A 17,667-nucleotide genomic window follows, 5' to 3' on the forward strand; every position below is an offset into this window, starting at 1 on the left:
TTAAAATAAATTTTTATCATTTAATAAAATAACTATATGTATAATGCGATCATATTTAATAATTGTTATATTTTTATTATCTTAACATAAGTAAATATATTGATAGGATAAGATATATTATGCTTAATAAGCGTGAATACTATACAAAAGAAGATCTATTAGCTTCTAGTAGAGGTGAACTGTTTGGAAAAAACGGACCCACACTTCCAGCTCCTAATATGCTTATGATGGACCGAGTAATAAAAATGACTAAAAATGGGGGAAATTATAATAAAGGCTTTATAGAGGCAGAATTAGATATTCGATCAGACATGTGGTTTTTTAATTGTCATTTTATAAAAGACCCAGTTATGCCAGGATGCTTGGGATTGGATGCTATGTGGCAACTAGTAGGGTTTTACCTTGGTTGGCTCGGGGGAGAAGGTAAAGGACGTGCTTTAGGAGTAAAAGAGGTTAAATTTACTGGGCAAATTTTACCGACATCTAAAAAAGTTACTTATTTTATTCATTTTCGGAGAATTATTAAAAGAAAGTTAACCATGGGTATGGCTGACGGTGAGGTACTATGTGATGGAAAAATAATCTACACAGCAACTGACCTAAAAGTTGGATTATTTAAAAATGCTACAATATTCTAAAATACTTATATAAAAATTCAAAATACTTTTTCGTGATAACTTCATCGTATTAGCCGATTAGATTAAAAATTGAACCTATTTTATATACAAAATTTATATTGTCTGCATCACTCCTGCAAATATACAGTATATACAGTAATCACATATTTTGTGATTAATCACTGTATTAAATTTTAACAATTGTCTACATCTGCATCAGAAATGCACTCAAATAATAAAGAATTGTCAATTACACCATAATATATCTATAATTGTTTCAAACACAATCATTAGCATATGATTGCTAAATTTAGAATATCACCAAAATAAAATATTATTAATTAAAAAAATAGGAGGCTATAGCATGCATGTAGTGTCAGTAGTGGATATATTACACGGTTATGTGTCAAAAAATACCGAAATTACCATACAAGGTTGGATTCGTACTCGAAGAGATTCTAAGGCTAAAATTTCCTTTCTCGATCTATACGATGGTTCTTGCATAGCCCCTTTACAAATAATTGCGTGTGATAATTTATACAATTATAAAAATGAAATATTACGTTTAACTAGTGGTTGTTCAGTTATAATTGTGGGAATAGTAACTAAATCCCTTGGCATAAAACAGAATGTTGAAGTGATTGCAAAAAACATTAAAATATTAGGGTGGATAGAAGATCCCAGTACCTATCCAATAACCTCTAAAAAACATACTATGGAGTACTTACGTGAAGTTTCTCATTTACGCCCACGTACTAATATAATTGGCGCTGTTGCTCGTATCAGACACACGTTATCACAAGCTATTCATAGTTTTATGCATAAACAAGGATTTATATGGATATCTACTCCTATACTTACCGCATATGACACTGAAGGAAGTAGCAAAATGTTCTGCGTATCTACCTCAGAAACTCAACAAGTTTTAGATAATCCAAAAGAAAAATTAACCCATACTCATGGGCATGATGCCCATAATTTTTTTGGAAAAAAAGCTTTTTTGACAGTATCAGGTCAATTAAACGCAGAAGCTTATGCTTGTGCGTTATCAAAAGTATATACTTTTGGCCCAACTTTTAGAGCAGAATACTCTAATACTAATCGACATTTAGCTGAATTTTGGATGATTGAGCCAGAAGCTGCATTTATGACTTTAGATAATATTATTGCTTTAGCAGAATCTTTACTTAAAAATATCATCAGCACGCTCCTTGAGGAGCGAGCTGATGATATAAAATATTTTGTTGATAAAATAAATACAAACATTCTCACTCGCTTGGAGAATTTTATTAACATCAAGTTTAATCATATAGAATATACTGACGCAATAAAATTATTAAAAATGTGTAACCGAAAATTTAATAACCCAATACACTGGGGAATAGATTTGTTCTCTGAACATGAAAAATACCTATCAGAAGAATATTTTAAATCTCCCGTGATAATAAAAAACCATCCAAAAAATATCAAAGCTTTTTATATGCGTTTAAACGATGATAATAAAACTGTAGCATCCATGGATATTTTAATGCCTGGAATTGGTGAAATAATTGGAGGCTCACAACGAGAAGAAAGACTATCAAAATTAGATCAAAGATTACAAGAAAACAATCTAGCACAAGAAAATTATTGGTGGTATCGTGATCTTAGACGTTATGGAACAGTGCCTCATTCAGGGTTCGGGTTGGGTTTTGAAAGACTAATGATATATGTAACAGGAATAAAAAATGTAAGAGATGTCATTCCTTTTCCCAGAGTCTTAAAAAATATTAATTTTTAATAATGTTTATATCTATATAAATTTATATCTATACAACAAATTTAATTATAAAATATCTAACAATAATTTATTTATATTTAAATTAAAAATTTCAATATAAATAGTTGGCAAATAATAATAGTTTTGGTATAAATAAAAGATTCTGTACATTATAATAAATACGGATGTATGTTATGTTTAAGTCTATTAAAATGGCACCTGCTGATCCAATTCTTGGTTTATCAGAAATTTATGAGGCTGATGAACGAAAAAATAAAATTAATCTCGGAATAGGCGTATATATCGATAAAATGAAAAATACTCCTATCTTGACCAGCGTAAAACAAGCTGAAGCACGGCTATTAAAGCATGAAACCACTAAAAACTACCTTAGTATAGAGGGTATGTCTTCCTTTAATACTGCTACGCAGCATTTATTATTTGGGATAGATGATAATTCTATTATTCCAATAAAAAACATGAAAACCGTCCAAACTCCTGGAGGCACTGGTGCATTACGTGTTGCAGCTGAATTTATAGCCAAAAACACTAGGTCTAAACGTGTATGGATTAGTTCTCCTAGCTGGATAAACCATAGAAACATTTTCTTGGCTGCAGGATTAGAAGTATACACTTATCCCTATTACAATAATATAACCCATTCACTAAATTTCGATGAATTGTATTCAAGTTTAAAAAGCGTTGAACCCAATGATGTCGTATTGTTTCATTGTTGTTGTCATAATCCTACAGGTATTGACCCTAATGCTGAACAATGGCATTCTCTATCAGAGTTGTCAGAAAAAAAGCAATGGCTTCCTTTATTTGATTTAGCTTATCAAGGTTTTTCTCGTGGATTAAGAGAAGATCTTGAAGGATTATATATTTTCTGTAAAAAAAATTCCGAATTGATAGTATGCAATTCTTATTCAAAAAACTTTGGATTATATAACGAACGGATAGGAGCATGTACTGTAATAACTAAAAATGAGAATGACTCAGAACGCGTATTAAGTCAATTACGCGCTGTTATTCGTGGTAATTACTCTAACCCACCAGCCCATGGGGCATCCATTGTGTCCTTGATATTGAACGACAAAATTTTACGATCTACATGGGAAACAGAACTAAAAGATATGAGAGAAAATATTAATCATATGAGAAAATTGTTTTCACATACTTTATATACTAATAGTAAAAATATAGATTTCAATTTTATTGAACAACAGTGTGGTATGTTTTCTTTTATGGGGTTAAACGACAATCAAGTAATTAAATTACGAGATCAATTTGGTATTTACTTAGTAGGCGCTGGTAGAATTAATTTAGCAGGATTATCAAATGACAATATTACTTATGTAAGCAAAGCTATAATTAAAGTTTTGAAGGAAATGTAATGCAAATATTACTTAATTTTATTTGTTGATCAATAAAAATCTAATAAAATTACGAATAATACTAGAAGATTAATACTTTTCTTAACCTTACAGGATTCCATTTTAGTTATAATGGATGAATCATAAATTATACTACATAAATATTATTTAAACGCTCATCACCAATCGTAGATTTTTTACCATGTCCTGGTAAAAAATAAATATCATCTCCTAATGGAAACAACTTAGTCTTAATAGACTGAATTAAAACTGTAATATTCCCTCCTGGCAGATCCGTGCGACCAATACTATTTTTAAATAACACATCTCCCATTACTATAAATTTTCTTATTTTATTCCAATACACTACATGTCCTGGAGAATGTCCTGGACAATGTAATACATTAAAAACTTCACATCCTACTCGTACTATATCACCATCTTCTAACCAAATATCTGGAATAACCGAGGCAGTACTATTAGGCATAGCCATACCTAATATGTTACATTGAACAGATAAATTATCTAATAATGATTTATCAGCTTTATTCGGTCCTATTATTGGAATTCTATAATATCTTTGCAATTCCACTGCGCTACCAACATGATCAATGTGACCGTGAGTTAATAAAATTTTATTTACTCGGACTCCTAAATTGGCTATTTTTGCTCGTAGTTTATCACTGTCCCCCCCGGGATCTATTAAAGCTGCTTCATGTGTTATTTCGCACCAAACTATTGAACAATTTTGATGAAAATGAGTCACCGGTATAATGATATATTGCATATTTTCTCATTATCATTTATGCATTTAATTATAAAAATGTTAAGCACTCCAATATTATCTCTCACAACAAAAATTCATAATTTAACCCATATCGTTAATACCATAAACGTTATAAGAACTCAAACATTATCATTTAGTAAATAGTGATTAAAAATAAATCATGTATCATCATAACCAAAACTTTTCAAATGAAACAGATAACTTACATACAAAACATAAATTTGTATAACTATATATGATGCTTTAAATATTTCTATACAACAATTTGCATCCTATATTACTGATTATTTTAGTCATTCTGCATCATCTATATTAGCTGAAATATTAAATCCACCATCAACATAAACTATCTCTCCGGTAATACCAGAAGACAAATTAGAACATAAAAATACAGCAACATTTCCAATTTCTTCAATGGAAATATTACGACGAATCGGCGATTTTTTTTGGTAATACAATAACATTTTTTTAAAATTCTTAATACCAGAGGATGCCAAAGTACGAATAGGCCCACAAGAAATTGCATTCACGCGAATCCCTTCTGGCCCCATAGCATTAGCCATGTAACGAGTGTTAGCTTCTAATGAAGCTTTAGCCACCCCCATTACATTATAATGGGGTATAGCACGAAGAGCTCCTAAATAAGTTAAAGTAACTAAGGATGCGTTGTTATTTAGCATATTTCTGCATGCTTTAGCTATACCCACAAAACTATAAGAACTAATCACGTGAGATAATGCGAATCCCTCACGAGTAACAGTATCTACGTAGTCACCTGTCAACTGATCAGTAGGAGCAAACGCTATCGCATGAACAAATCCATCAAAAGTCAACCATTTTTTTCTTAATTCAACAAATAATTTATATATACAAGAATCTTCGGATACATCACACGGTAATATAATATCAGAGTCAAAATTTTTAGATAAAGTTTGTACCCTCAATTTTAATTTATCGGTATGATAGGTAAAAGCTAATTCAGCACCTTCTCTATATAAGGCTTGAGCAATACCATAAGCTATAGAACGATTGTTGGCCATGCCGGTAACTAAAATTCGCTTATTGCTAAGCAATGCCATACTTATATCTCCAAAAAAAAATAACATTTACTACAAATCAAACTTAAAATACATCAATTATTTAAAATTAATCATATAATTATTAGTACATTTTCATAAAACCTTGTTTGTTATTTACAACAACACCGCTATTTATTCTGAACTTGGAAGTTAGAATTAAAGATAATTTAATAAATTTATGAAAAATTACACAACATAGTAGTAATACCACTCTCAAACTGTAAATTTTATCACTTATTATAATCTATAATTACCATACTGTGCTATACCAATATAAACTATATATGATATATTATCATATCACAATAATCTAAATCCTATTTACAATCAACATTGTATATCTCATTAGATATAAAATTTTACTACTACTACTATGTTTTCAATTATACAGAGCATGCTGTTCATTTTGAGTAATCCTCACGGTTTATAAAAATATTTATAAAACTTATATTTGTAGATAAATTCAATTAAATCGTCAGTGTTAATAATTAACATTAAAAGTTTTCAGAGTACTGTATTTCTATTGTCTATACATGCAACCAAAATTGGTTTAATTAAATTGTTATTACTTCCCAAATTAATTTTTATACACCTATTGAGATTAAATTATATTAATCATTGAAATAAATTCATATCTATAATCTCCTACTCATACTAATGTATACAATGTACATGTATGCATACATACATCATATTGCTCAAATCATATGCGGACTATCAATGATTAATAACAATTTTAATCATCGTTATTTAATATTGATTTGGCACTACCATATATCATTTGGTATAGATAACATCTTTTTCTATACGCTTCTATACAAAAATTAAATAATCGTATTCGTTGCACTTTTGTATTTTCTATAGGTTGATATGTTTATTTTGCAATAAAAATAGAGAAATATAGAAATAAAATCTATAAAATACGAATTATTTAATTTCACAAACAAGTTTTATTAAAAATAAAAAACATAAAAATCAATAAAAAACCATTTTATTCATATCGGCTCATATAAATAGGTTAAAAAACACAAATCCTATCATAGATTATGCCTATAAATATCGACTATTTTATTAATTACTATACTAATTTTATATTGAAACAACATTAAAAAACATATGATGTGTTCCTTATTCATATATTTTTTGTTCTCATTGAAATAAAATATAATTAAATGATAAAGTATTTATTCTAGTTATAATTATTTAACATAGCTAAAAAATAAATTACTTAATTATATTTATCATCCCTATATGTTTTCAGCATTTAACTTAAATCAAATAATCCATAATAGATATTCATAAATTTTATTAAGTATATTATACTGTTATAATTTTAAAATTTATAAAAGACATTTATATTTAAAACTCTGTATAATATGGAGTTTTAAATAAACTCACTGAGAATAAAACATTTATCAATATGATATGGGTTTTTCATATAACACATATCATATTGATAATAAAAACTTTAGTAGTTATACGTATCCCAATACCATATCATATATGCTGAATACTTGATTATTAATTAGTAATTATTGCGCTACAAACAACTATAGCATAAATATCATGTGTATATAATATATTTTTTATACTTCGATACGATTATCGAGAAACTATCAATTCTTCAATAAAAATAGACATTCTTGATTACATCTTTAAAGGGGTAATAAAATGCGACTTAGGCGTGTGACAGAAGCAAGATTACCAACACTTTGGGGTAATTTTTTAGTAGTAGGGTTTGAGGAAAATTTCACCGGACATAATCATGTTGCATTAATATATGGAAATATCACTGGATCTGATCCAGTATTAACACGAATACATTCCGAATGTTTAACAGGTGATGCTTTATTTAGTTCACGCTGTGATTGTGGGTTTCAATTAAAAACAGCATTACATTGTATTACAGAAGAAAAACGTGGGGTTTTAATCTATCATCGACAAGAAGGACGCAATATCGGATTATTAAATAAAATTCGTGCTTATGCATTACAAGATAGCGGAGCTGATACGGTAGAAGCAAATCAATGTCTAGGTTTCGCTCCCGACGAACGAGACTTTACTATATGCGCAGATATTTTAAAATTATTATGTGTAAAAGAAATACGTATTTTAACTAATAACCCAAAAAAAGTAGAAATTTTAAATAAATCATGTATAAATATAATAGAACGAGTTCCATTAATAGTAGGAAGAAACCCCGAAAACTCTAGATATTTAGATACTAAAGCATCTAAATTAGGACATCTATTTTATAACTATAACAAGTAAAAATTATATTTTATATAATTCTGCAAAAAAATAAATAAATTTGCTATTATGTGAAATTTTTAATCACTTCTATATGCAATATACCACATATGCATGAATGCATATGTAGAAACAAACAATTACAATTTAGTTCCTTTTTACTGAAAAAATCAAAATAATAATTTTTGAACTTAAATATTCAACTTTATTCATTTATTTTATAAAAAATTTTAAAAGAATGTTAATTCTAGCGTAATCTAAATAAAAAATAGCTGAAATAAATATAGTGTTCATTAATAATTAATCTTGTAAATTTAATTCATTTTTTATATATCAAATTTTTATAAATCTATACGCAATTCAAAAAACTTAAAAATATTTATATAACGTATAGTTTATATTTTAATTCTAAAAACTATTATCCTTGGAATTAATTAAATATTAATATCTAATATAATTAGATCTTATTTTTTTTTAGATAAATAAAAAATTCTAATAATGTATTGGTTAATACAAAATTAACTATATCAACCTGAAAAAATCATATATCTTTATGTATAAAATACATATTATTTTTATTTTATAAATGTATTTGTATACTGAATTATTGTAATCACACACGCAATTATATGTATATTTAATTTATTAATCACTCATTGTAATAAAAAATAAATTTCTGTACTCTCATATCTATCTATCTATCTATCTATCTATCTATCTATCTATTTATTTCTATTTTCAAAACCCGATTAAAATACTTAAAAAATAATGATTTTTTAAATATAAACATCAATTACTTATGCATAATAATAATTAAATTCTCCATAACAGCACATCATCATATGTCCACATTCACATGTAATTATTTAACAGAATGACCATTACATAAATTTTTTTATCATTTCCTTTTGTAGATCTATAAATAATATTTAATTATTAATTATATGCGTGTGAATTCCTTCATATCTTTTCATCGTTTATATATAAAATATAAACAATATTTTATATATAAATACAATAAAATTATGTTTTATCTAATTGTAAAAAAATTTTTTATAATTTACTTATTATTAATATTGCCATCTTTAACACATTTAATCACAATTAAAAAACAAATAATTCTATAAATATAATTTTTTAAAATAATTAATTATTATTTATTACCATGATGTTTAATTATGTATTTAAATTATAATAATATACTAAATAAATCAATTTGTAGTTAAGATATCTCATTTTACATAATGACAATTAATCTATTTTAATGAATTTTAATTTATCATGCCGCCTCATTCAACACGTTATCTATTACCAACTCATTTTAAATTTTATTAAAACAAATAATATATTCTGTAGCTATATAATCAAATTGATATACACAATAATAATTTTACAAATAATATCATTCTGAATACACTTAATAAAAATATAAATCAACCACTAAATTATTCAATGCACATTTGCAATACATATATTTGTAATTATACGTATTTATTTCATGCTGCAGTTCTTATCACAAATAAAATATACATACAGTTTGATCTTATACACCAATCTATATTATTATTATTATGATTATTATTTAAGTTTTAGTGGCTTTATCTTAACCTGATCAGATTTTCCTATAAATAAAAATTATAGGCTTAATTATCTTTATTGTTATATTTAAGTTGCAATTCCGACGCTGAACACATTATCATTCATATAGAATCACCACAATATTATTAATTAAAATATTTGTGAATACTAAAATATCCTAATAATCATGTTCTTATATGATATGAACAAACATATTATATCATCATTACTACATACATCAAATTAACCAAGTATAAAATAATTCAATAATAAATAAATCATTAATAGTTTTAAAATAATCTGTATAAAACTTTTGTTAATTTCTATTAACTACCATTTTCTAAAATTAATTATAGAATAATTCATATTATTAATATAAATCAACAATACTTTAAGCACATCTTTAATATTTAGGCAATTCTTTTTAAACACGGTGGCAATCATTATATTCCTAACAACAACTAGCTCATCAATTATTAAAAAAATTTAATATCAAAATAAATAATAAAACATAAAAATAAATCGTTGATCTTTCCTGTCATCAGACAAAGCTTTCCATAAAAACGATTCATCTATATATAGATATATAATTTAAAATTAACCATATGAATAGTTATCTATTTAAGTAATTAAATACAATCTTAAATTTTAAATAGCTATCTAATCAATCTTAAATTTTTTATCATATATACTAATTGTGAAGAACTTCTATACTAATCAATTAAAACATTTATATTTAATTATTTTTGAACTTTTCTAAAATTAAATATATATATACTATATATCCATACAATAAATAATATAATTATACAAATATATTTACATATACATTTGAATATATTTATAATGTTTATTCAAATACATTTATTAAATTCTATTATAGTTAATTATTTGTAATAATACTTTCCAACGAAACTATCACAAACATAAAAACCAATAATTATGTATCACATATATTATTTAATATGATTTGCTATTTATTACAACAATTATACTTCAGATAAATCCATAGCATATTATTGCTTAATCTCATAAGTAATAAGTTATATTCAATAAAATGTTTTTTACTGTCTCTATAATTAGAGCTATTTGACATTTAAAAAAAAAACTAGTATTACTAATATAATTAGTATTTATGTCTTTATAAAATGATACATACTGAATCACAGTAAAATTGAATATTCTCTCATTTAAGCTGTTAATATCAACGAGGTTTGTAATAAATAAATAAATAACTGGGTAAATTAAAATAATGAGATTTCAAAAAAATCAAATAGAATGCTTAAATATTCACGTACGCTATCATTCTAATCCAGCAGCGGTTTTTAATCAATTATGTAATAAACGTGATTCGACCTTATTATTAGAATCAGCAGAAATTCATAAAAAACATAACATAGAAAGCATGATGATTATTGACAGCGCCTTACGTATTACCGCGTACGGCTCAACTGTAACTGTACAAGCTTTGACTAAAAATGGAGCGAGTTTACTCCCATTACTAGAACAAACATTTCCTATAAAAGTACAAATTATTAAAACTTTTGACAAAATTAAATTTATATTTCCTACGACACAGAAAATGATTGATGAAGATACTCGTCTACAATCAATTTCGATATTCGACTGTTTGCGGGGATTATTAAAGATAATACAACCTCCTAAAAATATGGCTAAAGCCATATTTTTAGGAGGTTTATTTTCCTATGATTTGATATCTTGTTTTGAATCTTTTCCGCAGTTAACTAATACTTATACATGTCCAGACTACTGTTTCTACTTAGCTGAAACACTATTAGTTTTCGATCATCAAAAATATGTCGCTTCATTACAAAGCAGTTTGTTTAGCCCAAACACTTTAGAAAAAGATCGGTTACAAACGAGAATGAATCAATTAAAAAACCAACTCGATCAAATACCTCAACCTCAAACTATTCCCTATAAAAAAATACACAATATGACACTATATTGTGATCCAGACGACAAACAATATAAACGAATTATACGTAAAATACAAAGAGCTATACGTCAAGGAGAAATTTTACAAGCTGTCCCTTCACGACGATTTTTCCTTCCATGTCCTTCTCCGTTAGCAGCGTACCATGTATTAAAAACTAATAATCCTAGTCCCTATATGTTTTTTATGCAAGATATAACATTTACACTGTTCGGAGCTTCTCCAGAAAGTTCTTTAAAATATAACGCAGATACTCGACAAATTGAAATCTACCCCATTGCCGGTACACGAGCTAGAACTTATCATCCTGACGGATCATTGGATTCAGATTCAGATAACCGTATAGAATTAGAAATGCGCCTCGATCATAAAGAACTATCGGAACATCTAATGTTAGTAGATTTAGCAAGAAATGATTTAGCGCGTGTCTGCAAAGCGGGTAGTCGTTATGTAGCTGATTTACTAAAAGTAGATAGATATGCTTTTGTTATGCATTTAGTATCTAGAGTAATAGGAGAGTTACGTCATGATCTTGATGCGCTGCATGCCTATCGTGCATGTATGAATATGGGTACATTAACTGGAGCGCCTAAAATGAAAGCTATGCAACTTATTTACGAGGTAGAAGGTGTACGTCGTAACACTTATGGGGGTGCTATTGGATACCTAACTGGTTCTGGACATCTAGACACATGTATCATCATTCGATCAGCTTACGTCACAAATCACATAGCTACAATACAAGCAGGAGCTGGCATAGTAATAGATTCTATACCTCAATCAGAGGCCGATGAAAGTCGTAATAAAGCGCGTGCTGTTTTACGCGCCATTGCTACAGCGCATGGTTCTAAGGAGTTATTTTAACAATGGGTAACATAATATTGTTAGATAACATTGATTCATTTACATATAATTTAGTAGATCAGTTACGTAATAATGGACATCGTGTGCTGATATATACTAATCAACTACCAATATCCATAATTATAAACACATTATCCAACATGATAAATCCAATTTTAATGTTATCACCAGGTCCTGGAGCCCCTAGTAAAGCTGGATGCATGACGAAATTGATAACACAATTACACAGACAAATCCCAATAATTGGGATTTGTCTGGGATATCAAGCCATTGTAGAATTTTATGGAGGACATATATCACAATCAAAAAAAATTTTTCATGGAAAATCTTCTCTGATACACCATGATAATTTAGCTATGTTTTCTAATATCCCAAACCCGTTACTAGTAGGACGATACCATTCATTAATAGGTAGTTACATACCAAATCATTTAAGAGTTAATGCCTATTATAACAAACACACAGCAATGGCAGTACGTAATGATTCTGATCGGATTTGCGGATTTCAATTTCACCCTGAATCTATCCTCACTACTCATGGAACACAACTCATTCAGCAAACTATCGCATGGGCAATATATGCTTATACAAGGAAAAAATAACATGAAAGATGTTCTAGGTACTTTACATCAAGGTAAAAATCTTAACCAAGAACAAAGTGAAAGATTATTCTATAACATAATAAAAGGAAAATTATCTTCAATACAAATTGCGTCGGCACTTATCAGTATGAAAATACGTGGAGAAACTTTTGAGGAAATCATAGGAGCCGTAAATATATTATTAGATCATGTCAAACCTTTTCCGAGTCCAAATAGCTTATTTGCAGATATTACAGGAACCGGAGGAGATAATAGCAATACTATTAATATTTCAACAATAAGCGCTATTGTTGCCTCAACTTGTGGCGCAAAAATCATTAAACATGGCAACCGCAGTATATCTAGCCTAACAGGATCGATGGACTTCTTAGAAAAATATAATTTACATATAGGAAGTAGTGCGCAACAATCACGTAAAACATTTGATGAATTAGGCATATGTTTTTTATATGCTCCTCAATACTATGCAGTATTGCATCGAATCATGCCCATACGCAAGCAATTAAACACTCCTACATTGTTTAATATAGTAGGTCCATTAATTAATCCATCCAAACCTCCATTAACTCTTATTGGTGTATATAAAAAAGAACTGTTATTACCTATAATCCAAGCATTAAAACTACTTAAATACAATCATGCAATAGTAGTACATTGCGGAGGAATAGATGAAGTAGGATTACATGCCCCTACTCACGTAATGGAATTATACAATGACATCATAAATAATTATATTTTGACGGCATCAGATTTTGGATTAGATTCTTACCCAATAGAAACACTATACTGTCATTCGAAAAAACAAGCTTTCGAATACATGATTAATATACTGCAAGGAAAAGGAAAACCTGCGCATTCAGCTGTAATAGCAGCTAATGTAGCATTGTTATTAAAATTATTCGGGCATAATAATTTATGTGCTAACGTACAAGTAGCTTTAGAAACAATGCATCATGGCATACCTTACGCTCGTTTGATTTCTTTGTCAGAAACTAGGATACAAAATCATGCAACACACAATACTTGATAAAATTTTATCATATAAAAAAAATTGGATAACTGAGCAAAAAAAACAGCATTCGTTGCATATTTTAAAAACTAAAATACAAGCAAGTAATCGGGATTTTTATCACGTTGTATCCAATCAGAAACACCAAACAATATTTATATTAGAATGTAAGAGAGCATCTCCTTCTAAAGGTATTATCTGTAATAATTTTGATCCTATAAAGATAGTCCAAAGCTATAAAAATTACTCCTCAGTTATTTCGGTATTAACTGAAAACAAATACTTTCATGGAAATTTTGATGTTTTACGCCAAGTAAGTAACATCGTAGAACAACCAATATTATGTAAAGACTTCTTTATTTCAGAATGGCAAGTTTATTTTGCGCGTTTACATCAGGCTGATGCTATTTTACTGATGTTGTCAATTTTAGATGACATAACTTATCAAAAATTAGTCAAAATAGCCCATACATTATGTATGGGTGTACTAACAGAAATAACAAACGAAAATGAATTGAAACGTGCTAAATACTTAGGAGCTAAAGTTATCGGTATAAACAATCGCAATCTACATGATCTGTCCGTTGATTTAAATCGAACTATTACTCTAAGTAAACATATACCCAGTACGATCACAATAATCAGCGAGTCTGGTATTAGTAATTATTGTCACATAAGAAAACTTAGGCGCTATGTCAATGGATTTTTAATCGGAACAATATTAATGTCCCAACCAAATATTAGTACAGCGATTAAAAAACTAATTTTAGGAGAAAATAAAATATGTGGGCTCACTCGAGTGAGAGATGCTTATATTACATACAAATTAGGAGCAATATATGGAGGTTTAATTTTCGTTCCAACTTCACCTCGCTACATAAATATCATAACTGCACAACGTATTGTTTCTTATGTAAAACGTTTAAGTTATGTTGGTGTATTTTGTAACGCTATAATCTCTTATATTGTTAACATAGTTAACATATTAAGTTTATCGGCAGTTCAACTTCATGGAACAGAAGATCAAGATTACATTAATATTTTACGAAAAAAATTACCGAATACATGTCGTATATGGAAAAGTATTAATATGAATCATAAACCACTATCAAAATGTAATATAATGAATGTAGATCGCTATTTGGTAGATAACGGAAAAGGAGGTAGCGGACAAACTTTTGATTGGTCGCTGCTTGCTAACATGCAATTAGATCAAATAATTCTAGCAGGAGGGCTGACGATAAACAATTGTAAGAAAGCAGCACGTGTAGGTTGTTTAGGTTTAGATTTTAATTCTGGAGTTGAAATTAGACCGGGTATTAAAAATCACCAGAAACTTATCAAAGTGTTTCAAATACTCAAGTCTTATTAAAAATAAATAAATTTTAAATAATTAAAAAATAAAGTAATTTAATATGACAAAACTACCGTCCTATTTTGGTGAATTTGGAGGTATGTATGTACCACAAATTCTAATGCCCGCGTTAATTCAATTAGAAGAAGCATTTGTATCGGCTCAAAATGATTCTGTTTTCCAAAAAGAACTCAAATATCTTTTAAATCATTACGCTGGTCGACCTACTCCGTTAACACTATGTAGAAATTTAACAAAAGGCACTCGAACTAAACTTTATTTAAAACGTGAAGACTTGTTGCATGGAGGATCTCATAAAACCAACCAAGTATTAGGACAAGCACTATTAGCAAAACGTATGTTAAAAACAGAAATCATCGCTGAAACTGGTGCCGGTCAACATGGAGTTGCTGTTTCCATTGCAGCAGCTCTTTTAGGATTAAAATGTCGTATTTATATGGGATCCAAAGATATAAAACGTCAAGAACTCAATGTTTTGAGAATGCAATTAATGGGGACACAAGTTATTCCAGTACATCATGGATCCGAAACCTTAAAAGATGCTTGTAACGAAGCTATGCGGGAATGGTCAAAAACTTATGAATACACTCATTACATGCTTGGGACAGCTGCTGGTCCACATCCTTTTCCCACAATTGTTAGGGAATTTCAACGTATTATTGGCAAAGAAACATACAAACAAATACAAATATATGAGAAATGCTTACCAGACGCAATTATTGCTTGCGTAGGAGGAGGATCTAATGCTATTGGCATATTTTCCGATTTTATTGACATACCATCAATACAATTATTCGGTGTAGAAGCTGGAGGATTAGGCGTCTATACCGAACATCATGGCGCTGCTCTGCAACACGGAGACATAGGAATTTATTTTGGTATGAAAACTTCAATATTACAGTCTTCAGACGGACAAATAAAAAATTCCTATTCTATTTCTGCTGGTCTCGATTTTCCATCTGTCGGCCCAGAACATGTTTATCTACAAAATACTGGTCGAGTACAATACGTATCTGTTAACGATATAGAAGCCATAACAGCTTTTAAGAAATTATCTACTTATGAAGGAATTATTCCAGCTCTAGAATCTGCTCATGCTTTAGCATACGCACTAAAAATCATGCAAGAACAACCAAACAAAGCACAAATTTTAGTAGTTAATTTATCTGGACGTGGAGACAAAGATATTTCTACAGTTTACAGTGCATTATACAATCAAAGAGATAGATCAAAATGAATCGTTATCAACAGTTATTTTCAAATTTAAATCAAAAAAAATCAGGAGCATTCGTACCTTTCATTACTATAGGATATCCAAATCCCATTGCTTTTATGAATATCATAGATACATTAATTGCTTCAGGTTCCGATGCATTAGAATTAGGCATACCATTTTCTGATCCTATATCAGATGGGCCTGTAATACAAAAGAGCATGGAACGTGCTTTCAAAGCAGGTATGAATTTTTCACGTTGTTTGATGATATTACATAATATTCGTGACAAATATCCAAATTTACCTATCGGATTATTAATCTATGCAAATTTAATTTTTAAAAACGGAATAAATAATTTCTACTCATGTTGTTCAGAACTAGATGTAGATTCCGTGCTAATCCCTGATCTTCCTATAGAAGAAAGTCCACCGTTTTATAATGCTGCTACACAACATAAAATAGCTCATATTTTTATTTGCCCACCTAATGCTACTGAAGAATTAATACATAATATCACTACTCAGGGACACGGATATATCTACTTATTATCCCGCCACGGGGTGACTGGTATTGATATTGATGCACAAATGATTAATAATACCACTGTATTACATAATTTGATTCAATGTATACAGAAACAAGAAAAAACATTACCTATACTTCAAGGATTTGGAATACATACACCATTACAAGCTCAAGAATCGTTATTATTAGGAACTTCTGGGATCATTTCTGGTTCTAAAATTGTAAATATTATTGAAGAAAATATATCTAATACAAAATTAATGCTTATGCAACTAGAAAAATTAGTACGTCTTATGAAAAGATCTATGTGTTTTAATATAAATTCAAATCAATAACAGCATCGCACATTCAATCCTTATAGAACATAAAATCCTGAACGCTATATACTACATATCATACAAATTTATCTCATACATGTTCTTACAAAAACTTGCTATATATGTTATGCTTAAACTTTGAATACTACTTGGCATAAGACGATATTACCCATTACAGCAATTACTAACACCCATATGCATTGTGTTAATTATGAACATGCTTTTTTACGTACAACATAACAGTAAAAACATTCAGCTTATTATAAACTATCGGTTATTTTTAAAAAATCACCAATGTAAGTATCTCTGAAAAACATTATGCAAATTAACTATTTATGCAATCACGTTGTATTTTA

At 28.6% G+C, this 17,667-nt stretch carries 12 protein-coding genes; 10 read left to right on the forward strand and 2 right to left on the reverse strand.

Features of this window, described 5'->3' with window-relative positions; all coding sequences use genetic code 11:
• Positions 1-119: 119 nt before the first annotated feature.
• The 3 genes from fabA to CBquer539_RS02175 all read left to right on the forward strand — a co-directional run bounded on the left by fabA (position 120) and on the right by CBquer539_RS02175 (position 3,773).
• Positions 120-638, forward strand: coding sequence for a bifunctional 3-hydroxydecanoyl-ACP dehydratase/trans-2-decenoyl-ACP isomerase (gene fabA / locus CBquer539_RS02165; protein WP_500836243.1), 519 nt, complete (start codon positions 120-122; stop codon positions 636-638).
• A 343-nt stretch (positions 639-981) separates the two neighbouring features.
• The gene (asnS, locus tag CBquer539_RS02170) at positions 982-2,397 is read left to right on the forward strand and encodes an asparagine--tRNA ligase (protein WP_500836747.1); all 1,416 of its coding nucleotides are present in this window, start codon (positions 982-984) and stop codon (positions 2,395-2,397) included.
• Between the two features lie 173 nt (positions 2,398-2,570).
• Entirely contained in the window at positions 2,571-3,773 is a 1,203-nt protein-coding gene (locus tag CBquer539_RS02175) for an amino acid aminotransferase (RefSeq protein WP_500836244.1), read from the forward strand.
• Positions 3,774-3,900: 127 nt separating this feature from the next.
• Here the strand turns inward: CBquer539_RS02175 and CBquer539_RS02180 are convergent, their stop codons facing one another.
• Positions 3,901-4,539, reverse strand: coding sequence for an MBL fold metallo-hydrolase (locus tag CBquer539_RS02180; protein ID WP_500836245.1), 639 nt, complete (start codon positions 4,537-4,539; stop codon positions 3,901-3,903).
• A gap of 293 nt (positions 4,540-4,832) precedes the next feature.
• Positions 4,833-5,618: an enoyl-ACP reductase FabI gene (locus tag CBquer539_RS02185; RefSeq protein WP_500836246.1), complete on the reverse strand. Its 786-nt coding sequence runs from the start codon at positions 5,616-5,618 to the stop codon at positions 4,833-4,835.
• Positions 5,619-7,289: 1,671 nt separating this feature from the next.
• Here CBquer539_RS02185 and ribA point away from each other — a divergent pair.
• From ribA to trpA, 7 genes are all read left to right on the forward strand, one after another.
• The gene (gene ribA, locus CBquer539_RS02190; RefSeq protein WP_500836247.1) at positions 7,290-7,889 is read left to right on the forward strand and encodes a GTP cyclohydrolase II; all 600 of its coding nucleotides are present in this window, start codon (positions 7,290-7,292) and stop codon (positions 7,887-7,889) included.
• A gap of 2,809 nt (positions 7,890-10,698) precedes the next feature.
• Positions 10,699-12,267 carry an anthranilate synthase component 1 gene (locus CBquer539_RS02195; RefSeq protein WP_500836248.1) on the forward strand — a complete coding sequence of 523 codons (1,569 nt, stop codon included), beginning with the start codon at positions 10,699-10,701 and terminating at the stop codon, positions 12,265-12,267.
• 2 nt (positions 12,268-12,269) lie between these two features.
• Positions 12,270-12,869, forward strand: coding sequence for a glutamine amidotransferase-related protein (locus CBquer539_RS02200; RefSeq protein ID WP_500836249.1), 600 nt, complete (start codon positions 12,270-12,272; stop codon positions 12,867-12,869).
• Position 12,870: 1 nt separating this feature from the next.
• Positions 12,871-13,896 carry an anthranilate phosphoribosyltransferase gene (gene trpD / locus CBquer539_RS02205; RefSeq protein ID WP_500836250.1) on the forward strand — a complete coding sequence of 342 codons (1,026 nt, stop codon included), beginning with the start codon at positions 12,871-12,873 and terminating at the stop codon, positions 13,894-13,896.
• A complete protein-coding gene (gene trpCF, locus CBquer539_RS02210) occupies positions 13,877-15,250 on the forward strand; it encodes a bifunctional indole-3-glycerol-phosphate synthase TrpC/phosphoribosylanthranilate isomerase TrpF (protein WP_500836251.1) in 1,374 nt (457 codons plus the stop codon). The genes trpD and trpCF overlap by 20 nt, the downstream gene beginning before the upstream one ends.
• Before the next feature lie 43 nt (positions 15,251-15,293).
• Positions 15,294-16,490 (forward strand): tryptophan synthase subunit beta, encoded by a 1,197-nt coding sequence (trpB, locus tag CBquer539_RS02215; protein ID WP_500836252.1) that lies wholly within the window; start codon positions 15,294-15,296, stop codon positions 16,488-16,490.
• The gene (trpA, locus tag CBquer539_RS02220) at positions 16,487-17,329 is read left to right on the forward strand and encodes a tryptophan synthase subunit alpha (protein ID WP_500836253.1); all 843 of its coding nucleotides are present in this window, start codon (positions 16,487-16,489) and stop codon (positions 17,327-17,329) included. Before trpB ends, trpA begins: the two co-directional genes overlap by 4 nt.
• The last annotated feature ends 338 nt before the right edge of the window (positions 17,330-17,667 follow it).

The organism is Blochmannia endosymbiont of Camponotus quercicola (genome assembly GCF_059935335.1).